Origin of the sequence: Pseudomonas sp. B8(2017), from assembly GCF_002113575.1 — a bacterium.
GTDB classification, from domain to species: Bacteria; Pseudomonadota; Gammaproteobacteria; order Pseudomonadales; family Pseudomonadaceae; genus Aquipseudomonas; species Aquipseudomonas putida_Z.
In genome coordinates this window covers 32,367-55,382 of record NZ_NEIO01000001.1, presented here as the reverse complement: position 1 = coordinate 55,382, position 23,016 = coordinate 32,367, and the positions used below count along the sequence as shown (strand labels likewise).

Annotated in this window: 21 protein-coding genes; 11 read left to right on the top strand and 10 right to left on the bottom strand. The window is 61.6% G+C overall.

Annotated elements, in window-relative coordinates; genetic code table 11:
* Window positions 1-7: 7 nt before the first annotated feature.
* On the bottom strand, window positions 8-1,423 hold the full coding sequence (locus tag CAG22_RS00255) for an acetyl-CoA carboxylase biotin carboxylase subunit (RefSeq protein WP_013974837.1): 1,416 nt from the start codon (window positions 1,421-1,423) through the stop codon (window positions 8-10).
* A 189-nt stretch (window positions 1,424-1,612) separates the two neighbouring features.
* Here CAG22_RS00255 and CAG22_RS00250 point away from each other — a divergent pair, with 189 nt between their 5' ends.
* On the top strand, window positions 1,613-2,575 hold the full coding sequence (locus CAG22_RS00250; RefSeq protein ID WP_046615347.1) for a LysR family transcriptional regulator: 963 nt from the start codon (window positions 1,613-1,615) through the stop codon (window positions 2,573-2,575).
* Here CAG22_RS00250 and CAG22_RS28665 read toward each other — a convergent pair.
* A complete protein-coding gene (locus CAG22_RS28665) occupies window positions 2,517-2,735 on the bottom strand; it encodes a PA3496 family putative envelope integrity protein (protein ID WP_080563834.1) in 219 nt (72 codons plus the stop codon). The genes CAG22_RS00250 and CAG22_RS28665 overlap by 59 nt on opposite strands.
* 211 nt (window positions 2,736-2,946) lie before the next feature.
* Complete coding sequence (gene hexR, locus CAG22_RS00240) at window positions 2,947-3,813, bottom strand: transcriptional regulator HexR (RefSeq protein WP_011536461.1); 867 nt, start codon at window positions 3,811-3,813, stop codon at window positions 2,947-2,949.
* Between the two features lie 103 nt (window positions 3,814-3,916).
* Between hexR and zwf the strand changes: the two genes are divergently transcribed.
* From zwf to CAG22_RS00210, 5 genes are all read left to right on the top strand, one after another.
* Entirely contained in the window at window positions 3,917-5,359 is a 1,443-nt protein-coding gene (zwf, locus tag CAG22_RS00235; protein ID WP_085588862.1) for a glucose-6-phosphate dehydrogenase, read from the top strand.
* Between the two features lie 88 nt (window positions 5,360-5,447).
* Window positions 5,448-5,762, top strand: a complete 315-nt coding sequence (locus CAG22_RS00230) for a hypothetical protein (RefSeq protein ID WP_085588863.1) — start codon at window positions 5,448-5,450, stop codon at window positions 5,760-5,762.
* A 130-nt stretch (window positions 5,763-5,892) separates the two neighbouring features.
* Entirely contained in the window at window positions 5,893-8,079 is a 2,187-nt protein-coding gene (uvrD, locus tag CAG22_RS00225; RefSeq protein ID WP_025341147.1) for a DNA helicase II, read from the top strand.
* A gap of 287 nt (window positions 8,080-8,366) precedes the next feature.
* Entirely contained in the window at window positions 8,367-9,221 is an 855-nt protein-coding gene (locus CAG22_RS00215; protein WP_013974842.1) for a Tim44 domain-containing protein, read from the top strand.
* Window positions 9,222-9,335: 114 nt separating this feature from the next.
* Window positions 9,336-9,743, top strand: coding sequence for an SMI1/KNR4 family protein (locus CAG22_RS00210; protein ID WP_025341149.1), 408 nt, complete (start codon window positions 9,336-9,338; stop codon window positions 9,741-9,743).
* Between the two features lie 261 nt (window positions 9,744-10,004).
* Here CAG22_RS00210 and CAG22_RS00205 read toward each other — a convergent pair whose 3' ends face one another.
* Entirely contained in the window at window positions 10,005-11,765 is a 1,761-nt protein-coding gene (locus tag CAG22_RS00205; RefSeq protein ID WP_085588866.1) for a cation:proton antiporter, read from the bottom strand.
* Between the two features lie 343 nt (window positions 11,766-12,108).
* Here CAG22_RS00205 and CAG22_RS00200 point away from each other — a divergent pair, with 343 nt between their 5' ends.
* Entirely contained in the window at window positions 12,109-12,594 is a 486-nt protein-coding gene (locus CAG22_RS00200) for an acyl-CoA thioesterase (protein WP_003260046.1), read from the top strand.
* Here the strand turns inward: CAG22_RS00200 and pdxY are convergent.
* Window positions 12,591-13,463 carry a pyridoxal kinase PdxY gene (pdxY, locus tag CAG22_RS00195; RefSeq protein WP_085703954.1) on the bottom strand — a complete coding sequence of 291 codons (873 nt, stop codon included), beginning with the start codon at window positions 13,461-13,463 and terminating at the stop codon, window positions 12,591-12,593. The genes CAG22_RS00200 and pdxY overlap by 4 nt on opposite strands.
* A gap of 120 nt (window positions 13,464-13,583) precedes the next feature.
* Here pdxY and CAG22_RS00190 point away from each other — a divergent pair, with 120 nt between their 5' ends.
* Entirely contained in the window at window positions 13,584-13,976 is a 393-nt protein-coding gene (locus CAG22_RS00190; protein WP_015272369.1) for a DUF3301 domain-containing protein, read from the top strand.
* On the opposite strand, the gene CAG22_RS00185 is transcribed toward CAG22_RS00190, so the two are convergent.
* The 3 genes from CAG22_RS00185 to zigA are packed head-to-tail and all read right to left on the bottom strand — an operon-like array spanning window position 13,977 to window position 16,820.
* A complete protein-coding gene (locus tag CAG22_RS00185) occupies window positions 13,977-14,948 on the bottom strand; it encodes a GTP-binding protein (protein ID WP_085703952.1) in 972 nt (323 codons plus the stop codon).
* Between the two features lie 40 nt (window positions 14,949-14,988).
* Window positions 14,989-15,615, bottom strand: a complete 627-nt coding sequence (locus CAG22_RS00180; RefSeq protein ID WP_075046795.1) for a DUF1826 domain-containing protein — start codon at window positions 15,613-15,615, stop codon at window positions 14,989-14,991.
* On the bottom strand, window positions 15,612-16,820 hold the full coding sequence (gene zigA, locus CAG22_RS00175; RefSeq protein WP_085703950.1) for a zinc metallochaperone GTPase ZigA: 1,209 nt from the start codon (window positions 16,818-16,820) through the stop codon (window positions 15,612-15,614). Before zigA ends, CAG22_RS00180 begins: the two co-directional genes overlap by 4 nt.
* Window positions 16,821-17,021: 201 nt before the next feature.
* Here zigA and folE2 point away from each other — a divergent pair, with 201 nt between their 5' ends.
* Entirely contained in the window at window positions 17,022-17,927 is a 906-nt protein-coding gene (gene folE2 / locus CAG22_RS00170) for a GTP cyclohydrolase FolE2 (RefSeq protein WP_085703948.1), read from the top strand.
* Here the strand turns inward: folE2 and CAG22_RS00165 are convergent.
* Complete coding sequence (locus CAG22_RS00165; RefSeq protein ID WP_015272374.1) at window positions 17,911-18,438, bottom strand: DUF3617 domain-containing protein; 528 nt, start codon at window positions 18,436-18,438, stop codon at window positions 17,911-17,913. The genes folE2 and CAG22_RS00165 overlap by 17 nt on opposite strands.
* A 131-nt stretch (window positions 18,439-18,569) precedes the next feature.
* Here CAG22_RS00165 and cls point away from each other — a divergent pair, with 131 nt between their 5' ends.
* Complete coding sequence (gene cls, locus CAG22_RS00160) at window positions 18,570-20,009, top strand: cardiolipin synthase (RefSeq protein ID WP_084785309.1); 1,440 nt, start codon at window positions 18,570-18,572, stop codon at window positions 20,007-20,009.
* A 141-nt stretch (window positions 20,010-20,150) separates the two neighbouring features.
* Here the strand turns inward: cls and cfaB are convergent, their stop codons facing one another.
* The gene (gene cfaB / locus CAG22_RS00155) at window positions 20,151-21,335 is read right to left on the bottom strand and encodes a C17 cyclopropane fatty acid synthase CfaB (RefSeq protein WP_085703947.1); all 1,185 of its coding nucleotides are present in this window, start codon (window positions 21,333-21,335) and stop codon (window positions 20,151-20,153) included.
* A gap of 207 nt (window positions 21,336-21,542) precedes the next feature.
* On the opposite strand from cfaB, the gene lpdA reads away from it, so the two are divergent.
* Window positions 21,543-22,949 (top strand): dihydrolipoyl dehydrogenase, encoded by a 1,407-nt coding sequence (gene lpdA / locus CAG22_RS00150; protein ID WP_085703945.1) that lies wholly within the window; start codon window positions 21,543-21,545, stop codon window positions 22,947-22,949.
* Window positions 22,950-23,016: the final 67 nt, after the last annotated feature.

Below are 23,016 nucleotides of genomic sequence, written 5' to 3'. Positions count from 1 at the left end.
GGGTTCCTCACAGGCCTGCGTGGGCGGCGATGGCGGCGGCGATGGCCAGGGCCAGCTCTTCGGGTTTGCGCTTGATCGAGTAGTTGGTCAGTTCCGGGTGGCTTTCGACGAAGCTGGTGTTGAACTGGCCGCTACGGAATTCGGGATTGCGCAGGATTTCCTGGTAGTACGCGGCGGTGGTCTTCACCCCTTGCACGCGCATGTCGTCCAGGGCCCGCAGGCCGCGGTCCATGGCTTCTTCCCAGGTCAACGCCCACACCACCAGTTTCAGGCACATGGAGTCGTAGAACGGCGGAATGGTGTAGCCGGTGTAGATCGCCGTGTCGGTACGCACGCCCGGGCCGCCGGGGGCGTAGTAACGGGTGATCTTGCCGAAGCTGGGCAGGAAGTTGTTCTTCGGGTCTTCGGCGTTGATGCGGAACTGCAGCGCGTAACCGCGATGCTGGATGTCTTCCTGCTTGACCGACAGCGGCAAGCCCGAGGCAATGCGGATCTGCTCACGGACGATGTCGATACCGGTGATTTCCTCGGTGATGGTGTGTTCCACCTGCACTCGGGTGTTCATTTCCATGAAGTACACCTCGCCATCGGCGAGCAGGAACTCCACGGTACCGGCGTTCTCGTAGTTCACTGCCTTGGCCGCACGCACCGCCAGGTCGCCGATGTAGGCGCGCTGTTCGGGGGTGAGCTGTGGGCTCGGGGCGATTTCGATGAGCTTCTGGTTGCGGCGCTGGATCGAGCAGTCGCGCTCGAACAGGTGCACGACGTTGCCAAAGCTGTCACCGAGGATCTGCGCCTCGATGTGCTTGGGGTTGACGATGCACTTTTCCAGGAACACTTCCGCAGAACCAAAGGCCTTGGTAGCCTCGGAGATGACGCGGGGGAAGTTCTGTTCCAGTTCTTCACGGCTGTTGCAACGGCGAATACCACGGCCACCACCACCAGAAGTGGCCTTGAGCATGACCGGGTAACCGATGCGGTCACCTTCACTCAGGGCTTCGTGAATATCGGCAACGTTGCCTTCGGTACCCGGGGTTACCGGTACACCGGCGGCGATCATGGTGCGGCGTGCTTCGGTCTTGTCGCCCATCCGGCGAATGACCTCGGCGGCCGGGCCGATGAACTTGATCCCGCGCTCGGCGCAGATCTCTGCCAGTTCAGCGTTTTCCGACAGGAAACCATAGCCCGGGTGCAGGGCATCACAGCCGGTTTCCACAGCCAGGTTCACCAGCTTGCGCGGGTTCAGGTAACCGGCCAGCGGCTCGGCACCAATGCTGTGGGCTTCGTCGGCGCGCTTGACGTGCAACGCGTGGCGGTCGGCGTCGGAATAGATCGCCACCGAGCGAATGCCCATCTCGGCGCAGGCACGCACGATCCGAACTGCAATTTCACCTCGGTTGGCGATCAGGATTTTTTTTATCACTGGAGTCTTCCCAAAGCCGTAGGAACAGTCGAGCCGGTTCTCCCGGTCGGCGCGTGACCAGACGTTGCTGGCCAGTCGCACATTCACCCTAGCGCTGTAGGTTGATAAACAAAAATCAATATTTGTTAGGGGCTGTATTAGCAAAAGCTTATAGTGCGGTAACAAGGTGTTGCCGAAGGGCGGATAAAAATGCGTAAGTCCTTGATGCGTATGACTTTGCGTCAATTGCAGATCTTCAACGAGGTATGCGATTTGCGTTCGTACAGCCGTGCGGCGGAAGAGATGGCGCTGACGCAACCCGCCGTTAGTCTACAGATCCGCCAGCTCGAAGAGCTGATCGGCCAGCCGCTGTTCGAGTACGTGGGCAAGAAGCTCTACCTGACCGAAGCTGCCGAGGCCTTGCAACGCGCCAGCCGCGATATCTTCGGGCGCCTGGAGAGCCTGGACATGCAGCTTTCGGACATGCAGGGTTCATTGCAGGGGCAGTTGAAACTGGCGATCGAATCCAGTGCCAAGTACTTCGTGCCACACCTGTTCGCGGCCTTCAAGCAGCGTCACCCGGAGGTGAACCTGACCCTGACGGTGGTCAATCGCGCCCAGGCCATCCGCCGCCTGTCGGACAACCGCGACGACCTGATCATCATGTCCATGGTGCCGCAGGACATGGGCCTGGAGTTTCTGCCGTTCCTCAACAACCCGATCGTCGCGGTGGCACCGCCCGAGCACCCGCTGTGCAAGCTGGAGCAACTGCGCCTGCAGGACCTGGAGCCTCATACCCTGCTGGTCCGCGAACAGGGTTCGGGCACGCGCAAGGCTTGCGAGGAATACTTCAAGGACAAGCGCGTGCATTTCACCCAGACCCTGGAGGTGGCCTCGGCCGACGCCCAGCGCGAGTGCGTGATTGCCGGCCTGGGCATTGCCATGCTTACCCGCCATGCGGTCAACCTGGAGCTGGCCACCGGTGTGCTGAGGGAGCTGCCCGTGGAGGAACTGCCGCTGTATCGCAGTTGGTGCGTGGTGCAGTCCAAGGCCAAACGGCAGTCGCCGGTGGCCTTGGCTTTCCTGGCGTTCATCCGCAGCGAACGTGCGCTGATCAGCGCGCTGGTTGAGCGTTTTTCGGGGAAGCTGCTGCCGACGCCTGCCAGACCGTGAGCTCTTGCAGCTCGGGGTAGTCCACTAGTTCGCGGAGCAGTTGACGTTGGTCGCAATAGCTCTCGATCGCGCGGCGGTATTCCATGCGGCGCTGATCCTTTTCCTGCTGCTTGCGAGCCTTGGCGCTGGGTTGGTACGTACCGTCGAAGTCACGAGCCATTGCCTGTCTCCCAGATAGGATGCGGGAGTTTCAGACTGGCTTGAGTGGTTTACGGTTTGGCTGTGGAATGGTGACAGAATCGTGAATTTTCACTGCCTGTGCCGGCCCATTCGCGGGCTCGCCCGCTCCCACAGGTACTGTGCACCTGTTGAAATTGGCGCAATCACTGTGGGAGCGGGCAAGCCCGCGAAGAGGCCGGTGCAGGAAGAATTCAGTCGTCGGTAGCCTTGATCGACTTGGGCGACAAGCGCAGGCTGCGCAAGCTGCGCTTCACACTCTTCAGGTGGTTGACCAGGCTCGGCCCGCGCGCCATGGCAACGCCCATGGCCAGCACGTCGATCACCACCAGGTGGGCGATACGCGAGGTCAGCGGGGTGTAGATTTCGGTGTCTTCATGCACGTCGATCGCCAGGTTTACCGTCGACAGCTCCGCCAGTGGTGTCTGGCTGGGGCACAGGGTAATCAGGTTGGCGCCGCTCTCACGGACCAGGTTGGCGGTGATCAGCAGGTCCTTGGAACGGCCCGACTGGGAAATGCATACCGCCACATCACCCGGCTTCAGGGTCACCGCCGACATCGCCTGCATGTGCGGGTCGGAATAGGCTGCCGCGCTGAGCAGCAGGCGGAAGAACTTGTGTTGGGCATCGGCCGCTACCGCACCGGAGGCGCCAAAGCCATAGAACTCCACACGCTGCGCCTGGGCCATGGCGGTCACCGCCTGCTGCAGCGCCTGCGGGTCGAGGTGCTCGCGCACTTCCATCAGGGTGTGCAACGTGGTGTCGAAGATCTTCAGGCTGTAGTCGGCGACCGAGTCGTCTTCATGGATGGCGAACTGGCCGAAACTGGCCCCCGCAGCCAGGCTCTGCGCCAGCTTCAGCTTCAGGTCCTGGAAGCCCGAGCAACCGATCGCGCGGCAGAAACGCACGATGGTCGGTTCGCTGATACCCACGCTGTGCGCCAGGTCGGCCATGGAGCTGTGCATGACGGCAGCCGGGTCGAGTAGCACGTGGTCGGCTACTTTGAGTTCCGATTTGCGCAGCAGGTGGCGCGATTGGGCGATATGTTGCAACAGATTCACAGGCTGGACTCGGTTATGATCGGCTGGCCGGGTTGTAGCTATCTTGTAGTTATACTACATGGACGCCAACCCGCCCAGTTAAACGAACGTGGAGAGTGGTGGTTTGACTATTCCTTGCGACATTCTGGTCTTCGGCGGCACCGGCGATCTGGCCCTGCACAAACTGCTTCCGGCGCTCTACCACCTGTTTCGCGAGGCCCGTCTTAACAACGCCGTGCGCATCATCGCGCTGGCACGACGCAACTTGCCACGTAACGATTATCTCAAGCTCGCCGAGCGCCATTGCCGGGCACAAATTGCCCGCAACGACTTCGACGAAGAGGTCTGGCAGCGGTTTTCCGCGCGGGTCGACTATTTCGCCATGGATGCTTCGCAAAGCGCCGACTTCGGCCGCCTGGCGCGCTACCTGGGCGAACCCGGCGGCTTGACGCGCATCTTCTACCTGGCCACCGCCCCCAACCTGTTCGTGCCAATTGCCAAGCACCTGCATAACGCCGGCCTGGCCGACGCCGAAGCGCGCATCGTGCTGGAAAAGCCGATCGGCCACTCGCTGGAATCGGCTACCGCCATCAACGAAGCGATTGGCGCAGTGCTGGAGGAAAACCAGGTATTTCGCATCGACCACTACCTGGGCAAGGAAACCGTGCAGAACCTGATGGCCCTGCGTTTTGCCAACGCCCTGCTGGAGCCGGTGTGGCGCAACAACCAGGTCGACCACGTGCAGATCAGCGTTTGCGAGACCCTGGGTGTAGAGAATCGCGGCGCCTACTACGACCGCGCCGGGGCGACCCGCGACATGTTGCAGAACCACCTGCTTCAGCTGCTATGCCTGGTGGCCATGGAGCCGCCCGCGCAGTTCGAGGCCGAAGCGGTGCGTGACGAGAAGGTGAAGATCTTGCGGGCCCTCAAGCCCATCACTGGCCAGGACGTGCAGGACAAGACCGTACGCGGCCAGTATGGCGCCGGGCGCATCGGCGGCCAGGAAGTGCCGGCCTATTACTTCGAAAAGGACGTCGACAACGACAGCGACACCGAAACCTTCATCGCCATCGAGGCGCACATCGACAATTGGCGCTGGGCGGGCGTGCCCTTCTACCTGCGTACCGGCAAGCGCATGGCACGGCGCTCATCGCAGATCGTCATCCAGTTCAAGCCGGTGCCCCACGAGCTTTTCAATGGCGGCCAGGTCAACCAGCTGCTGATCCAGCTGCAACCGGACGAACGCATCAGCCTGCGCATGATGACCAAGAGCCCGGGCAAGGGCATGCGCCTGGAACCTGTGGACCTGGACCTGAACCTGGCCCAGGTGTTCAGCCAGACCCGCCGCTGGGACGCCTACGAGCGCCTGCTGCTGGATGTGCTGGAGGGCGACTCGACGCTGTTCATGCGCCGCGATGAAGTGGAAGCGGCCTGGGCCTGGATCGACCCGATCATCAAGGGCTGTGAAGAGCACTTCCAGGCACCGCGACCGTACCCGGCAGGCAGTAACGGGCCGGAGCAAGCCAACAGCCTGCTGGCCAGGCACGGCAGGCATTGGCATAGCTGAAGCACTGCCCTGCTCCCGTGGCAGGCGAAAGGGCAGAAAGTAGCCCCAGCGCGCTGGCGCTACTTTCAACCCGAGACAGGAGCAGACAATGGCTACTATCACCAACCTCGTTGCAATCAACGACATCGCCCACGGCAAGCAGGTTTTCAGGGTTCATGGCACCGTTACGGTCGCCTCTCCGGCCATCGAACCGGTGCTGGTCGAACCCAAGCTGCGCCACCGGGGTGGCTGGGAAGTGCTGGAGCTTCAACTGCTGGATAGCGGCGCAATCACCCCGCAGGTGCTGACCGAAAAAACCGTGGTTTTCGAACGTGCAGGCGGCACTGGCTGGAAAACCGTGGAGATCATCCATGCCGACGGTTCGCAGCGCTGCGAAATTCGCACCATCGAGGCGATTGACTGAACCGCTGCCTGCCAGGCCGCCCGAGCGGTGGCCTGGCACCTGCCATCGGCTCGATGAACGGGCATGCGGCAGGTGAATATTTATACAGTGGAGGTTTGCCCCATTTCCTGCCGCGCCCTAGAATGGCCCGATGCGCACAGACGACCTCTCCCTCCTGCTGAATTCCCTCAACGATGCCCAACGCCAGGCCGTAGCGGCCACGCTCGGGCGTCAACTGGTGCTTGCTGGCGCCGGTTCCGGTAAAACCCGCGTGCTGGTGCACCGCATTGCCTGGCTGATCCAGGTGGAGCAGGCATCGCCGCACTCGATCCTGTCGGTGACCTTCACCAACAAGGCCGCGGCAGAAATGCGCCAGCGGATCGAGCAACTGCTGGGCATCAACCCGGCGGGCATGTGGGTCGGCACCTTCCACGGCCTGGCCCACCGCTTGCTGCGGGCCCACTGGCAGGAAGCACGGCTGGTGCAGAACTTCCAGATCCTCGACAGCGACGACCAGCAGCGCCTGATCAAGCGGGTGATGCGCGAGCTTGGCCTGGACGAGCAGAAATGGCCGGCACGCCAGGCCCAGTGGTTCATCAACGGGCAGAAGGACGAAGGCCTGCGACCACAGCATATCCAGGCCGGGGGCGACCTGTTCCTGTCGACCATGCGCGACGTCTATACCGCCTATGAGCAGGCCTGCGAGCGCGCCGGGGTCATCGACTTCTCCGAGCTGCTGCTGCGCGCCCTGGACCTGTGGCGCGACCACCCGGGCCTGCTGGAGCATTACCAGCGGCGCTTCCGCCACGTGCTGGTGGACGAGTTCCAGGATACCAACGCCGTGCAGTACGCCTGGCTGCGCCTGCTGGCGCGCGGCGGTGACAGCCTGATGGCGGTGGGCGATGACGACCAGTCGATCTACGGCTGGCGTGGTGCCAAGATCGAGAACATTCACCAGTACACTGCCGACTTCCCCGACGCCGAGATGATCCGCCTGGAGCAGAACTACCGCTCCACTGGCGGCATCCTCAAGGCAGCGAACGCGCTGATCGCCAACAACAGCGGGCGCCTGGGCAAGGAGCTGTGGACCGACATGGGCGAAGGCGAACCGCTGACCCTGTATGCGGCCTACAACGAGCACGACGAAGCCCGCTACGTGGTGGAAACAATCGAGAGCCTGGTCAAGCAGGGCAATGCGCGCAACGAGATCGCCATTCTGTACCGTTCCAACGCCCAGTCGCGGGTGCTGGAAGAAGCCCTGCTGCGCGAACGCATCCCCTACCGCATCTACGGTGGCCAGCGCTTCTTCGAGCGCGCCGAAATCAAGAACGCCATGGCTTACCTGCGGCTGATCGAAGGCCGTGGCAACGATGCAGCCCTGGAGCGGGTGATCAACGTGCCGCCACGTGGCATTGGCGAAAAAACCGTCGAAGCCATCCGCGAGCACGCCCGCCACAGCCAGGTGTCGATGTGGGAGGCCATGTGCCAGCTGCTCGCCGCCAAAGCCCTGAAAGGCCGCGCGGCCAGTGCCCTGGGTGCGTTCATCGAGCTGATCGAGGGGTTGGCGGCGAAGGTCGTGGACATGCCACTGCATACCATGACCCAGACCACCATCGAGCAGTCCGGGCTGATCATCTATCACCAGGAAGAAAAGGGTGAGAAGGGCCAGGCACGGGTAGAAAACCTTGAGGAACTGGTCAGCGCAGCGCGCAACTTCGAGTCCACCGAAGAAGACGCCGACCTCTCGCCACTCTCGGCGTTTCTCGGCCACGCCTCGCTCGAGGCAGGCGATGCCCAGGCCGACGAGCATGAAGACAGCGTCCAGCTGATGACCTTGCACAGCGCCAAGGGCCTGGAGTTCCCGTATGTGTTCCTGGTGGGCATGGAAGAAGGCCTGTTCCCGCACAAGATGAGCCTGGAAGAGCCCGGCCGCCTGGAAGAGGAACGCCGCCTGGCTTATGTGGGCATCACCCGCGCCATGCGCCAGCTGGTCATGACCTACGCCGAAACGCGTCGCCTGTATGGCAGCGAGACCTACAACAAGGTGTCACGTTTCGTACGCGAAATTCCGGCAGGCCTGGTTCAGGAAGTGCGCCTGTCCAACAGCGTCAGCCGCCCGTTCGGCGGGGCCAAGACGGCCACGAACAGCAACCTGTTCGCCAATGCCAGCATTCCGCAGACCGCGTTCAACCTGGGCCAGCGTGTGCAACATGCGGTGTTTGGCGAGGGTGTGATCCTCAACTTCGAAGGCTCCGGCGCCCAGGCGCGGGTGCAGGTGAATTTTGCCGAAGGCAGCAAGTGGCTGATGCTGGGGTATGCCAAGCTCGAGGCCATCTAAAAGCCTGCACCGGCGCTGGTGGAGGCTTGCTCAAAGTTTTCAAAGCCTGCGCAATACCTGTGGGAGCGGGCATGCCCGCGAAGCCGGCAACTCAGTGTATGGCACCGGCTTCGCCGGTGTTCGCGGGCATGCCCGCTCCTACAGGTATTGCGCCAGCATTCCGAGGGCAGGTCGTGCCGGGTTTGTAACATTCAGGCAAAAGCTCGAAACATTATGTCGCTGGTCATGTGCCCGGGAACCTGTGCACCATGACGCGCGTGCAATCCACAACAGGGGATATCCCACTTATGCAACGTTTTCTTAGCATCGCTCTGGCGCTCTGCGTCGGCCTGACGCTGAGCCTGGACGCCAACGCCAAGCGTTTTGGCGGCGGCAAGAGCTCGGGCTCCGCGCCTATTCACCAGACCCGCCAGGCCACGCCAACCACGCCTGCCGCCGCGCCGACCGCACCTGGCCGTGCCGCTCCGGCCGCCAGCGGTGCTTCGCGCTGGTTGGGCCCTCTGGCCGGCCTCGCCGCCGGTGGCCTGCTGGCTTCCATGTTCATGGGCGACGGTTTCGAAGGCTTCCAGATCATGGACTTCCTGATCGTGGCGCTCATCGCCTTCCTGGTGTTCCGCTTCATCGCCGCGCGCCGCCGCCAGCAGCAGCCGCAAATGGCCATGCCGGGCCATGCGCCGATGCAGCGTGAAGCTCACGCGCAGCCTGCCCAGCCGTCGATCTTCGGTGGTTCGGCCGCACCTGCTGCCGCAGCCGCCCCGGTGATCAACGCCCCGGCCTGGTTCAACGAGCAGAACTTCCTGGCTGCTGCCCGTAACCACTTCCAGGCGCTGCAGCAGCACTGGGACGCCAACGAGATGGACAAGATCGCCGAGTTCGTCACCCCGCAGATGCTCGAGTTCCTCAAGCGCGAGCGCGCCGAACTGGGTGATGGCTTCCAGTCCACCTACATCGACAACCTCGAGGTACAGCTGGACGGTGTCGACGACCGCGCCGACCGTACCGACGCCACCCTGACCTTCCGTGGCGTATCGAAAAACTCGCGCTTCGACCAGGGCGAAGTGTTCAGCGAAAGCTGGCACATGGTTCGCGCCCAGGGCGAAAACCAGCCTTGGCTGGTGGCCGGTATCCGTCAAAACGGCTAACCGCTGCGTGCTGCACAAAAAACCCCGGGCCTGTCCCGGGGTTTTTGCTTTTGCCAGAGTGGCCTACTAGGGTATAACGCGCAGCGTTGTCATCTAGGTCAGAGGAAGTGAACCGTGGAAGAAGTGATCGAACAACTCCGTGAAGCCAACGAGCCAGTGCCGGTGCCCCTTGAGCTTCCCGACGAGGACCAGTTGGTCGAAATCGAGGAAGAGCTGTTCATCAACATTCCGTTCGTGTTCAAAGAGTTCCTGCTGACCGTCAGTGACGTGGTGTATGGCTCACTGGAGCCGGTGACCGTTACCGACCCACAGTCGCATACCTACCTGCCAGAAGTCGCCGCCAACGCCTGGGATGCCGGCGTGCCACGAGACCTGATTCCGCTGTGCCAGGACGGCGACAACTACTACTGCGTCGAAGAGGATGGGACCGTGGTGCTGTGGGATGCCGAAGAGGAAATCGTCGGTGAAGACAGCTGGGAATCGGTGTGGCACTGGGCGCGGGATGTCTGGCTGGAGAGCTGATTCCAACCTCTGATTTGATGCTGCCTGTGCCGGCCTCTTCGCGGGTAAACCCGCTCCCACAGGGATTGCACAGGTGCTGATCATTGTGCGGTACCTGTGGGAGCGGGTTTACCCGCGAAGAGGCCGGCCCAGAAATGGGAATTTTATGGCCTAGTGCTACCGGTATAGTTAATATCGCCAGGCTTTCTGCGCCTGGCGACATCGCTACCGCTCCATCCCCTCGGACGACGGTGAAATCTTGCGCAGGGAGCATTGCCCCCTTCAGTGCGTATTCTCGCGGCTGTTCTCCAGCGTCTCCAGCAAGGCAATCTGCATGCGCGTATGCACGCGGATAAACCAGCGCCACAGCAAGGCCACAACCACCGCAGCCACCACGGCAATCACCAGCAGCAGTTCGCTGGTGGGCAGAATGCTCGCCGACAGCGCCGACAGCAGCAGGAAAATCACCAGCAGCGACAACAGCGGAATCACCTCGGCAATCACACGGCGCACGCGCTGGGTATGCCGCCCGGCCGTTTCCGGTTTGACGCCCATCTCTGCCAGTAGCATCGACAGCGCCTTGAGCTTTCGATAGGCGGCAATCAGGAATGGCAGCGACAGCAACAACGCTGCGCCCCAGATCAGCGCTTTCTGTTGGCTGGCATCGCTGACCCACTCGCTGAGCCAGTTGCCGATCCGCCCGGCGAAATAGCCACCACTGAAGAAGATGGCGATCACCAGCGCCAGGTTCACCCCAACCTGCAACAGGATGCGCCGGATCATCGCCGCGAGCATGGCGCCCTCGCCCTGCGGCTGGATACTGCGCAACCATTCGCCATACAACGACAGCACCCGCGCCAGGCGGCTGGGCACCACCTTGCCCAGCTTGAGCGACAGCGGGTCGGCGGCACGGATCAGGTAGGGTGTCAGCAGCGTGGTGATTGCCGATACCGCCACAGCCACCGGGTAGAGGAAGTCGCTGGTCACCTGCAGGGTCATGCCCAGCGCGGCGATGATGAAGGAAAACTCGCCAATCTGCGAAAGCCCCATGCCCACCCGCAGCGATGTGCGCCCGTCATTTCCGGCAATGAACGCGCCCATGCCGCACGACAACATCTTGCCCAACACCACCGCCAGGGTAATGACCACGATCGGCCAGGCGTAGTCGATCAGCACCTGGGGGTCGATCATCAGGCCGATGGCGACGAAGAAGATGGCGCTGAACAGGTCGCGTACCGGTTCGATCAGGCTCTCGATTTTCAGCAACTGGCGCGATTCGGCCATGATCGCGCCAATCAGGAAGGCGCCAAGCACCATGCTGTACTCGAGCTTCACCACCAGCAGGCAGAAGCCGAAGCACAAGCCCAATACGGTTATCAGCAGCATCTCGTTGCTTTCGAACCTGGCCACGTAGGCCAGCAGGCGCGGCACCAGCAGGATGCCGATGACCAGCGCAACGATCATGAACAGCGACAGCTTGCCGACAGTGGAGAACACCTCGCCCGAGCTGACCGTGCCACTGACGGCGATGCCCGACAGCAGGGCGATGATGCCGATACCGAGGATGTCCTCGACGATCAGCACGCCGAATATCAGCTGGGCGAAACGCTCGTTCTTCATCTTCAGGTCGTTGAGCGCCTTGACGATGATGGTGGTCGAGGAAATCGCCAGGATGGCGCCGAGGAACAGCGAATCCATGGTGTTCCAGCCGAACCAGCGGCCGATCTCGAAGCCGATCCAGATCATCAGCACGATTTCCAGGAACGCCGCGATGAACGCCGTGGCGCCTACCTTGAACAGCTTGCGCAGGCTGAATTCGAGCCCCAGGCAGAACATCAGGAAGATCACCCCCAGTTCGGCGAGGGTCTTGATGGTGTCTTCGTCGTGGATCAGGCCGAACGGCGGGGTGTGCGGGCCGATGATGAAGCCGGCGACGATGTAGCCCAGCACCACAGGCTGCTTGAGGCGGTGAAAGAGAATGGTGACCACGCCAGCAACCAGCATGATGACTGCCAGGTCCTGGATGAAGCTGATGGCATGCATGGCGTGATACTCCTTTTCTCGTCCGTTGCTGGATGCCTGGGCAGACCGCTCCTCTGCCAAGGCAACCCTGAGCGAGCAGCAAGTACATACTTTTTTGAATGCAGGAAAAGCCCATGTTGCATGGGTGTAGTCAGGTTAACATCGCACCCCGCCGCAAAAAGGCGGTGCAATATGCAGAAACAGATCGGCTGGAAAAGCGCCGCTGATGGCATGATCGGCGTGACGATGGAGCGTCAGCCAACGTCCCGTACCAGGAAGGCAAATTCAAAAGAGGGGAACAGAAGTGTCTGCAGATAATGCCCCCCATTCGCCCGATTCAGCGCAACCTCACCGTGAGCACACTATGGAACCTGGAAACGCCCAGCTGAGCATGACCGTCCTGATGACCCCGGACATGGCCAACTTTTCTGGCAACGTACATGGCGGCACCCTGCTCAAGTACCTCGACGAAGTGGCCTATGCGTGCGCCAGCCGCTATGCCGGCAGCTATGTAGTCACCCTGTCGGTCGACCAGGTGATCTTCCGTGAGCCGGTGCACGTGGGTGAACTTGTGACCTTCCTGGCGTCGGTCAATTACACCGGCAACACCTCGATGGAGGTGGGCATCAAGGTGGTGACCGAGAACATCCGCGAGCGCTCGGTGCGCCATTCCAACAGCTGCTTCTTCACCATGGTCGCGGTCGACGACAACCGTCGCCCGGTGCAGGTACCGCCGCGCCAGCCGCAAAGCAGTGAAGAAAAGCGCCGCTTCCTGCAGGGCCAGCAGCGCCGACAGATCCGCCAGGAGCTGGAAAAGCGCTACCAGGACCTGAAAACCGACGCGATTTAAAGCGCCAGCATCTGTGCCTCGAAGCGCACCCTCGGGTGCGCAATGCGGTCCTGGGCCCGCACCAGCTGCAGTTCATAGCTGGAGCAGGCCTGGGTTTCGAGCAGCACTTCGTGTACGGCCGCAGCGGTGAATTCGAACGCCTGCACCCAGCTGTCGCCGAGCAGAACGCGGGCCAGGAACAGGCCTGAAGTCAGGTCCCCCACCCCTACCGGCTGCCGCGGGAACGCCAGCAGCGGGCGGCGCAGGTGCCAGCTTTGCTCGGCGGTCACCAGCAGCATCTCGAACTGGTCCTCGGCGCGCCCGGGGTAGGCCAGGTGCTTGACCAGCACCACCTGCGGCCCGCGCTGCAACAGGCTGCGCGCCATGTTCACGCAGTCCTCCAGCGACTGCGCTCGGCGGCCACAGAAGCTGTCCAGTTCCAGCTGGTTGGGGCACAGGATGTCAGCCCTGGCAGCCGCCTCGTCGAGCAGAAACTCGCTGACTTCCGCTGGCACGATGCAGCCCTTCTCAGGGTGCCCCATGACCGGGTCGCAAAGGTACAAAGCCTTTGGGTTGACTGCCTTGATCCGCTCGACGCCGGCCAGAATCGCCCGACCTTGTTCGGCGCTGCCCAGGTAACCGGACAGCACCGCGTCGCAATGGCCCAACTCGCCGATGTTGGAAATGCCTTCCACCAACGCAGGAATTTGCGCGGGGGCAAGCACTTCACCCGCCCACTGGCCATACTGTGTGTGATTGGAGAACTGCACGGTATTGAGCGGCCACACATTGACCCCGATACGCTGCATGGGAAACACCGCAGCGCTGTTGCCGGCGTGGCCGAACACCACGTGGGACTGGATGGCGAGCAGGTGCGGGGTACGTTTCATGCGGGAGGTTTCCAAAGCTGTTTCAGGGATTGTGCGCAACGCAGTATGAACTCGATTGCCACCTGTACGACAGGCCAGGGACGCAGTTAAGCTGGATCGACCTGTTTGGAGCATACGCAAATGTTGACCCTGGAAAACCTCTTCGTCCTGATGCTGGTCGCCACGGCAGGCGCCTGGTTGTGGCACAACCACGGGTTGCGCGAGAAAGCCCTGGAACGGGTCAAACAGCATTGCGCCAAGCTCGACCTCGAACTGCTCGACGACGCGGTCGCTCTCAAGCGTATCGCCTTTGTCCGTGACGCCAACGGCCGCAAGCGCCTGGCGCGCGTCTACGCATTCGAGTTCACCGTCACGGGCGAACAGCGCCACCCCGGTACCGTGACCCAGTTCGGCGCCCACAGCGTGCAGATTGAACTGGCGCCCTACCCGTTCGAGATCAAGACCCCACCGCGCACCGACAATGTCATCGAGATGCAGCAGTGGCGCCAGGAGCACAACCGCTGGCGCAACTGATCAGCTGACACGACATTCGCTCAACCCGGCCTGCAGCGCGGATTGCGATTGCGGCTGGTCGAAAATCAGCTCGATACGCGTATCCCTGCGCCAGTCGCTGGGCTGCCAGGCGGGCATGTCCCCATTCAGGCCATTGAATGATTGCCAGCCCTCCACGCTGTGGATAACCCCCTTCGCGCGCCGCCACGGCCAAGCCCGCAAGAACGCCTGCAGCCGCTGTGGATAAAACTGCTGGCCAGGGTGCCAGCGCCAGCCGATGCTCCAACCTCCCTCTCCCTGCTGTGCAAGACAGATCGGCTGCCCGGGGTCTGCCCATAGCGCTGTCGGTGGATTTACAAGATTGTCGACAATCCTGTTATCCACAACTGAGCTGTCGACAATGCCATTAGTTACAGCCGGAAGGTCCGACAAGGGCAGCCTACCTTGGACGGCCCAGAAGATTTTCTTTTGATGAAATCTATTAGTTATCAACAAGTTAGTACTTTCATCCACAGCCTCTGATTTGTTCAAGACAACGCTTTCAGCAGCATCGAACGCCTGCTGTTGAGCCTCCGGAAGCTGCTCGTTCCGGACCATCGACTGCGCGTCCACGACCATCAGAAGGGGCTGTATTGTCAGCACTCCAGCCCAAGGGGCTTTTTGCAACTGAGCAAGCAACTGCAAGGGATGACCCAGCCCGGACGGCTCGATGAACAGCCGGTCAGGGCGGGATTTGCGCAGCAGTCGGCCCAGGCCCACCTGAAACGGCATGCCATTGACGCAGCACAGGCAGCCACCTGCGACCTCGCCGATGGCGATGCCGTCTTCGTCACGGCTGAGCAAGGCCGCATCCAGGCCTACCAGGCCGAATTCGTTGATCAATACCGCCCAGCGCTCATTGGCGGGGCGCTGGGCCAGCAGGTGACGGATCAGGGTGGTCTTGCCGGCCCCCAGCGGGCCGGCAATCACGTGGGTGGGAATGTTCTGCAGCATGGGGCGGCTTCGGGCGATGGGGATGCCTCACTATGCGCTGTCAGGCCAGCCAGTCAAGGCTGAGCAGCAGGCGCCCCAGCTGCCCCGAGGGCGAGCGGTGCACCAGACCCGCGCCTTCGTTGCCCTGCCACTTTTCACCTTTGAGCACAGCCACGTCGCCAGCTTGCAGGTGCTGAACGTTATCCACAGGCAGTATTGCTGTGTGTAAGTTGCCACGAGGGCTCGCGTCCTCTTTCAACCACTCGCTACCTGGGCCTGCGTAGGTAGTGAGCAGACGCAGCGGAACGTTATCCACATGGAAGCGCGGGCACATCGGGCCTGTCAGTACCCGCAGGCGCAAACCTACCCGCTGCGCACCCACCAGGCAGGTATAGGCCGCCACCAGCCAGGCCACATCCGCCACGAATGCCTCATAGCCGTGCAAGTCGGCCGCTTCGCGCAAGAGTTCGGTGAATACCGGCATGTGCTGCTCGTCCACATCGATGACGCGCTGGTCTGCCAAGGGCTGGCCGAGGCTGACTACCAGCGCGGCAAAGTCCTCCAGTTGTGGCGGCAAGCGTCGGCGCCATACCGCCAGGTTCACGCCATCCTGCAGCACATCGGTCAGCACCTGCGGTGTCTCGCCAAATACCTGGAAAATATCCACAGGCTTGCGTGCAGGGTTCATGCTGCGGCCTCCTCATACCATGGACCGAACGGATCGGGTAGGCGCAACCAGCCCATGTGCCCCAATTCCATTTCCTGATCGGTCAAAAGGCATGCATCGAGTGCTGTGGATAATTTTTCGAAGTCAATATTCTGCCCGATGAACACCAGTTCCTGGCGGCAGTCACCGCTCTCGGCAACCCAGTTCTTCAAGATCGCGGCGGTGTTATCCACATCCTGTGGCCACTGCTCGCGCGGCACGAAACGCCACCAGCGGCCCGCCAGGCCATGGCGCATCATGCCGCCTGCCTGCGACCAGCTGCCGGCCTCCTGGTATTTGCTGGCCACCCAGAAAAAGCCTTTGGAACGCAGCAGTCGGCCATTGCTCCAGGGCGTGTGGATAAAATCGAAAAAGCGCTGTGGATGAAGGGGGCGCCGGGCCTGCCAGGTGGTGGCGGCAATGCCGTACTCTTCGGTTTCCGGCACATGCTCGCCGCGCAACTCTTGCAGCCAGCCCGGTGCCTGGGCGGCCTGGTCGAAGTCGAACAGGCCGGTGTCGAGGATGCGTTCCAGCGGTACCTGGCCCATGACCATGGGCACGATCTGCGCCCGGGCATTGAGGCTGCGCAGAATGGCTATAAGCTCTTCGCGTTCGTGCTGGCTGATCAGGTCGATCTTGCTCAGCAACAGTACATCGGCGAACTCGACCTGCTCGATCAGCAAGTCACTGATCGAGCGCTCGTCCTCCTCACCCAGGGTTTCGCCACGGCTGGCCAGGCTGTCTGCTGCCTGGTAATCACGCAGGAAGTTCAGGCCATCGACCACAGTGACCATGGTGTCCAGGCGCGCCATGTCGGACAGGCTGCGGCCCTGTTCATCGCGGAAGGTGAAGGTCTCGGCCACTGGCAGTGGCTCCGAGATCCCCGTGGACTCGATCAGCAAATAATCGAAACGCCCTTCTTCGGCCAGCCGCGCCACTTCCTCGAGCAGGTCTTCACGCAACGTGCAGCAGATGCAGCCATTGCTCATCTCCACCAACTTCTCCTCGGCACGGTTGAGGCTTACGTTGCGCTGCACCTCGCTGGCATCGATGTTGATTTCGCTCATGTCATTGACGATGACCGCAACCCGCAGGTTGTCGCGGTTACGCAGCACATGGTTGAGCAAGGTGCTCTTGCCGGCGCCAAGGAAGCCGGACAGCACGGTGACAGGGAGACGGTTGGACATGGCGAAACCTCTTCAGGCGAGCGCATTCGAAACGATGCATTGCACAATGTTATAAAGTAACAATACAATTTCGCCAAGCCGTTCGTGACGAACGAGTGCCCCCGGGAGGATAAATGAACCCGCCAAGTGCCAGGGTGCCCCTCCCGGCATTGCAGCTTGATCGGTGGTGGCCGCTGATCTCCCTTTTGTTTGGAATACCAGATGACTCAGCTCAAGCTCCCCGACATTGCCGCACAAACCCATGAATACGCCTTGCCTTTGAACTGGGTGGGTATGTGCGGGATCGCCCAACCTGTGCAGTTCGAGGGGCGCACAGCAGCTGCCACTGTCGATGCCGGCGTCAGCCTGGTAGACGGCAGCTCACGCGGTATCCATATGTCGCGGCTTTATCTCGCCCTTGAGTCGTTGGAGCATCAGCCTCTGACGCCGCTCACCATCCGCCAGCTGCTGGCTGACTTCCTCAGCAGCCACGAAGGCCTTTCTTCCGCCGCCTATCTGCGTCTGCGCTTCGAGCATCTGCTAAAAAGGCCTGCATTGATCAGCCCGCTGGAGGGTTGGAAAAGCTATGCCGTCACAGTCGATGCAAGGATCGAAAATGAAATGTTCCACGTGGAACTATCCGTTTCCGTCCCTTACTCCTCGACCTGCCCATGCTCGGCTGCACTTGCACGGCAGCTGATTCAGCAGCAGTTCCAGGCGCATTTCAGCGCCGAGCAGGTCGACAAATCTGCAGTCTTACAGTGGCTTGGCAGCGCCGAAGGCATCGTAGCGACGCCCCATAGCCAACGTAGTAGCGCGCAAATCCAGGTAAGACTGCGCAGCAATCAGCAGGTTCTGCCAATCACCGAGTTGATCGACCGCATAGAAGCAAGCCTGGGGACAGCGGTGCAGACCGCAGTGAAGCGCGCAGACGAACAAGCCTTTGCCTTGGCCAACGGCCAGAACCTGATGTTCTGCGAAGACGCCGCACGACGCCTGCACAAGGCGCTACGGCAAATGGAATGGACCACGGCCTTCAAGCTGCGCGTGGAACATGCAGAAAGCCTGCATGCCCACGATGCTGTCGCGACCAGCCAGTGGCAATGGGATGTCAGCTGCGCGGCTTGACCGAGCCGCAGTCATTACCCAACCACACGGCACGGGTGTTCATGCTGCCTTGCTGCTGTACACCCGAGGCGTTGAACGTACCGTTGACCTGGGTGGTGAATTCCCGGTCACTGAGGAATGTCGCCTGGCCACTGCCCTGCGCTTTGGGGCAGCTGAACTGAAATTTCCACACATTGCCGGTGCGGTCGGTGATCTTCTGGGTACACCCTGACTTCGGGTCCTGCAGTGGGATATCGTTGGTTGCCACCTGTTCTGGCGTCAGGCAAGAGCGCACCCCCTTACCCCCAACAGTCACTCCCTGCTTGGCCAGCACCCCTTCCATCATCGCGCGCTGCTCTGGCGGCAAGTTCTTCAACTGGCCGAGCATGAACTCCATGTCGGGTAACGGCTTGCCATCGACCTGCATGTTGCTGGTGGTCAGCTCCCACAAACCTGGCTGTAGCATCTGAGCATGCACCAGCGGGCTGCTCACACCTAGGGCCAACGCCAACAGTGGCAGACGAATCTTCATGGACGAACGCTCCTGGAAAAAGCCGGCCAAGCGGGCCGGGCTGAGCCTTAGACGCCAAATCCACCTGCAGGTTGCAAGGCGGACCGGGAACGTGTTCTGTTACTCAAGTGTACTCGGCAAGCAGGATGCATATGGACTACCACAGCCCCTACTTCTTCGGTTACCTACTCGGCCTGGTTCACCTGCTGGGTATCGTCGCCGCACTGCACGCACTGTTCACTGTGCGCACTGCCCAAGGCGCAATCGCCTGGGCCATGCCGTTGTTCTTCATCCCCTACCTCACCCTGATCCCTTACCTGATCTTCGGTGCGCGCTCGTTCTATGCCTACATCAAGGCCCGGCGCCAGGCCAACCAGGAAATGCATGTGGCCATGGCCAACCTCAACTGGCGGCCTTGGGTAGAAGAAGCCCTTACCGCCCGCGAGTCGGAAAGCTATGCGGCCTTGCGCGCCATGCCCAAGCTCGGGCGCATGCCCTGCCTTGCCAATAACGAGGTGAAGCTGCTGATCGATGGCAAGGCAACATTCGATGCAATATTCGCCGCCATCGAAAAAGCCCGCGACGTGGTGTTGGTGCAGTTCTTCATCATCCATGACGACAACCTTGGCAAAGCGCTGCAGCAACTGCTGCTGCGCAAGGCCGCCGAGGGGGTGCGGGTGTTCGTGCTGTATGACCGTGTCGGTAGCCATGCCTTGCCGGCAAGCTACAGCCAGTTGCTGCGCGACGGTGGTGTACAGATTCATGCCTTCGCAACCCGTCGTGGCTGGTTCAACCGCTTCCAGGTGAACTTCCGTAACCACCGCAAGATCGTGGTGGTGGATGGCTTGCTCGGTTTCATCGGCGGGCACAACGTGGGCGATGAGTACCTCGGTGGCCACCCGCAGCTCTCACCCTGGCGCGACACCCATGTGCAGATCAGCGGGCCGGTGCTGGCCTGCCTGCAGGAATCGTTCGCCGAAGACTGGTACTGGGCCACGCGCCAGCTACCGCCGCTGATTCTGCCGGATGCCTACCCGGACAACGGCGTGCTGTGCCAAGCCTTGGCCAGCGGCCCGGCCGACCCACAGGAAACCTGCTCGCTGTTCTTCCTTGAGGCGATCCATTCAGCCACCCGGCGCGTGTGGATCACCAGCCCGTACTTCATCCCCGACGAGGCGGTGTTCGCCGCGTTGCGTTTGGCGGTACTGCGTGGGGTCGATGTGCGAGTGCTGATTCCGTCACGCCCGGACCATCGCATCGTCTATGCCGCCTCCAGCCTTTTCGCCTTCGAAGCGGTACGTGCGGGTGTGCGCATGTTCCGCTACCAACCGGGCTTCCTGCATCAGAAGGTGGTGCTGGTGGATGACGATGTCAGCGCGATCGGCAGTGCCAACCTGGACAACCGCTCGTTCCGCCTGAACTTCGAAATCACCCTGCTCACGGTCGACCGCGGCTTCGCTGACCAGGTCGAGAACATGCTGAACAATGACTTTGAACAGGCACGGGAAATTACTGCGGAGGACAGCCGCGATACTCATCGGCTGCAGCAACTGGGGATGCGGATTGCGCGGCTGATTTCGCCGATTCTCTGATGCGAGTAGGCCCCTCTATGGGTATCGCGGACCTTGTGGGAGCGGGTTTATCCGCGAAGACGTCAGTGGCTGTACCGACGCATTCGCGGGTAAACCCGCTCCCACAGGGTACGGTGTCGCGCTTGCGTGCTTTGGAGCAATTCAGCGATACAGGTCTTCACGCGTCCAAGGCAGGTCATGGTGCCCATCGGCGTACGGCTTCACGGCCAGAATCTGATGCAGGTTGATCCAGCCCTTCTCGAAGGCATAGGCACACCCGGCCAGGTACAGACGCCAGATGCGCAAGGTCTTCTCGGGCACCAGCGCCGCCGCCTTGTGCAGCTGGTTCTCCAGGTTCTCGCTCCAGTGGTGCAAGGTCTTGGCGTAGTGCAAACGCAGGCTTTCCACGTCTACCACCTCCAGGCCCGCTTCACAGATGCTGGCACTGATCATCGACAGGTGCGGCAGCTCGCCATGGGGGAAGACGTAGCGATCGATGAACTCGCCAGCGCCACGCCCGACCGGGCGGCCATCGACATGCTTGGCGGTGATACCGTGATTCATCACCAGCCCCCCTTCCCTCACGGCACCGAACAGCTTCTGGCTATACAGCGCCAGGTTGGCATGCCCCACATGCTCGAACATGCCAACGCTGACAACCTTGTCGAAGCGGCCATCCTGAGGCAGGTCGCGGTAGTCGAGAATCTGCAGGTCGACCTTGTCGGCCAACCCCTCTGCCTTCACCCGCTCGCGACCGAGCTTGAGTTGCTCCTTGCTCAAGGTGATACCAAACACCTTGGCGCCATATTCACGAGCAGCGAAACGCGCCAGCCCGCCCCATCCGCAGCCGACGTCGAGCAGGTACTCTCCTGCATCCAGGCGCAGCTTGCGGCACAGATGATCGAATTTGTCCTGCTGTGCCTGATCCAGGGTGTTGTCCGGCTCGCGGAAGTAGGCGCACGAGTAGGCCATGTCCTGATCCAGCCATAGCTGGTAGAACTCGTTGGAAACATCGTAATGGTAGGAAATGGCTTCGGCGTCGGTGCTCTTGTCATGGGCCCGGCGCTCCGGTGGAGCGTCGTCCTCATCGGTCAGTAGCGCTTCGCTCAGCTCATCGCATACGCGGATGGCTTCACCAATATCGCCCTCCAGCTCCAGCTTGCCTTCGACGAAAGCTGTGCCCAGCTGGTCCATGCTCGGGTGGCTCAACTGGCTGATCAGCTGTGGCTCCTTGACCAGGATGGTGACCTGCGGGCTAGGCCCCAGATCGAACTGGTTACCGTCCCACAGTTTCAGCCGCAGCGGCAGATGCAGGCTTTGCAGTGCCGGTGGAAGTTGCGCAAGCATGAACGACCCTCCTGTCCGTATTTGGCCACGACGCCTGATATTTCGAACGTCGCCGGATCAGAGTAGTTCATTCGTGGGATGTTTCCTCTAAACGAGACCATGGTCTAGAACCAACTGATCTTATCCACGCAGCAGATTGTATACAATTTTTGCATCTCAGCTTAACCTTGTGCCCCTCTTGCGCTTCTTCATCCTGGAGTTGAACCCATGAAATCCTATGACGTGGTGATCATCGGCGGTGGCCCTGGCGGCTACAACGCAGCCATCCGCGCCGGCCAACTGGGCCTGAGCGTAGCCTGCGTGGAAGGCCGCTCGACATTGGGTGGCACCTGCCTGAACGTGGGCTGCATGCCCTCCAAGGCACTGCTGCATGCTTCCGAGCTATATGAAGCCGCCAGTGGTGACGAGTTCGCCCACCTCGGTATCGAAGTCAAACCTAACCTCAACCTCGCCCAGATGATGAAACAGAAGGACGAGAGCGTGGCCGGCCTGACCAAGGGCATCGAGTACCTGTTCCGCAAGAACAAGGTCGACTGGATCAAGGGCTGGGGCCGCCTGGATGGCGTCGGCAAGGTCGTGGTCAAGGCTGAGGACGGTAGCGAAACCGCACTGCAGGCCAAGGACATTGTCATTGCCACCGGCTCCGAACCTACGCCCCTGCCGGGCGTGACCATCGACAACCAGCGCATCATCGACTCGACTGGCGCGCTGTCGCTGCCACAGGTGCCCAAGCACCTGGTCGTCATCGGCGCCGGCGTGATCGGCCTTGAGCTGGGTTCGGTATGGCGCCGCCTGGGCAGCCAGGTCACGGTCATCGAATACCTCGACCGCATCTGCCCGGGCACCGACGAAGAAACCGCCAAGACCCTGCAGAAGGCCCTGGCCAAGCAAGGCATGGCGTTCAAGCTGGGCAGCAAGGTGACCCAGGCCAGCGCCAGCGCCAGCGCCGAAGGCGTGAACCTGACCCTGGAGCCGGCCGCCGGTGGCACCGCAGAAACGCTGCAAGCTGACTATGTACTGGTCGCCATCGGCCGCCGCCCCTATACCAAAGGGCTCAACCTGGAAAGCGTGGGCTTGGAAACCGACAAGCGCGGCATGCTCGGCAACGACCACCACCGCACTTCCGTGCCGGGTATCTGGGTGATTGGCGACGTCACCTCCGGCCCGATGCTGGCGCACAAAGCCGAAGACGAAGCGGTGGCCTGCATCGAACGCATCGCCGGCAAGCCCCACGAGGTCAACTACAACCTTATCCCTGGCGTGATCTACACCCGCCCGGAGCTGGCCACCGTGGGCAAGACCGAAGAGCAGCTCAAGGCCGAAGGGCGTGCCTATAAAGTCGGCAAGTTCCCGTTCACGGCCAACAGCCGGGCCAAGATCAACCACGAGACCGAAGGCTTCGCCAAGGTCATCGCCGATGCCGAGACCGACGAAGTGCTGGGTGTACACCTGGTAGGCCCAAGTGTCAGCGAGATGATCGGTGAGTTCTGCGTGGCCATGGAGTTCTCGGCCTCGGCGGAAGACATCGCCCTCACCTGCCACCCCCACCCGACCCGCTCCGAGGCCTTGCGCCAGGCAGCGATGAATGTGGACGGGATGGCGATGCAGATTTGATGTGAGATAGCCGAGAAGCTGCTTTGCAGCCCATCGCGACACAAGGCCGCTCCTACAGGAAATTGCG

Excerpts from the sequence above, each read along its gene's own strand:
- CAG22_RS00230 (WP_085588863.1), top strand. The coding sequence starts at position 5,448 with ATGGCTACTATCACCAACCTCGTTGCAATCAACGACATCGCCCACGGC.
- lpdA (WP_085703945.1), top strand. The coding sequence starts at position 21,543 with ATGAAATCCTATGACGTGGTGATCATCGGCGGTGGCCCTGGCGGCTAC.
- CAG22_RS00200 (WP_003260046.1), top strand. The coding sequence starts at position 12,109 with ATGGAACCTGGAAACGCCCAGCTGAGCATGACCGTCCTGATGACCCCG.
- CAG22_RS28665 (WP_080563834.1), bottom strand. The coding sequence starts at position 2,735 with ATGGCTCGTGACTTCGACGGTACGTACCAACCCAGCGCCAAGGCTCGC.
- CAG22_RS00205 (WP_085588866.1), bottom strand. The coding sequence starts at position 11,765 with ATGCATGCCATCAGCTTCATCCAGGACCTGGCAGTCATCATGCTGGTT.
- CAG22_RS00180 (WP_075046795.1), bottom strand. The coding sequence starts at position 15,615 with ATGAACCCTGCACGCAAGCCTGTGGATATTTTCCAGGTATTTGGCGAG.
- uvrD (WP_025341147.1), top strand. The coding sequence starts at position 5,893 with ATGCGCACAGACGACCTCTCCCTCCTGCTGAATTCCCTCAACGATGCC.
- CAG22_RS00190 (WP_015272369.1), top strand. The coding sequence starts at position 13,584 with ATGTTGACCCTGGAAAACCTCTTCGTCCTGATGCTGGTCGCCACGGCA.
- CAG22_RS00165 (WP_015272374.1), bottom strand. The coding sequence starts at position 18,438 with ATGAAGATTCGTCTGCCACTGTTGGCGTTGGCCCTAGGTGTGAGCAGC.
- zigA (WP_085703950.1), bottom strand. The coding sequence starts at position 16,820 with ATGTCCAACCGTCTCCCTGTCACCGTGCTGTCCGGCTTCCTTGGCGCC.
- cfaB (WP_085703947.1), bottom strand. The coding sequence starts at position 21,335 with ATGCTTGCGCAACTTCCACCGGCACTGCAAAGCCTGCATCTGCCGCTG.
- CAG22_RS00185 (WP_085703952.1), bottom strand. The coding sequence starts at position 14,948 with ATGCTGCAGAACATTCCCACCCACGTGATTGCCGGCCCGCTGGGGGCC.
- CAG22_RS00250 (WP_046615347.1), top strand. The coding sequence starts at position 1,613 with ATGCGTAAGTCCTTGATGCGTATGACTTTGCGTCAATTGCAGATCTTC.
- cls (WP_084785309.1), top strand. The coding sequence starts at position 18,570 with ATGGACTACCACAGCCCCTACTTCTTCGGTTACCTACTCGGCCTGGTT.
- CAG22_RS00215 (WP_013974842.1), top strand. The coding sequence starts at position 8,367 with ATGCAACGTTTTCTTAGCATCGCTCTGGCGCTCTGCGTCGGCCTGACG.
- pdxY (WP_085703954.1), bottom strand. The coding sequence starts at position 13,463 with ATGAAACGTACCCCGCACCTGCTCGCCATCCAGTCCCACGTGGTGTTC.
- folE2 (WP_085703948.1), top strand. The coding sequence starts at position 17,022 with ATGACTCAGCTCAAGCTCCCCGACATTGCCGCACAAACCCATGAATAC.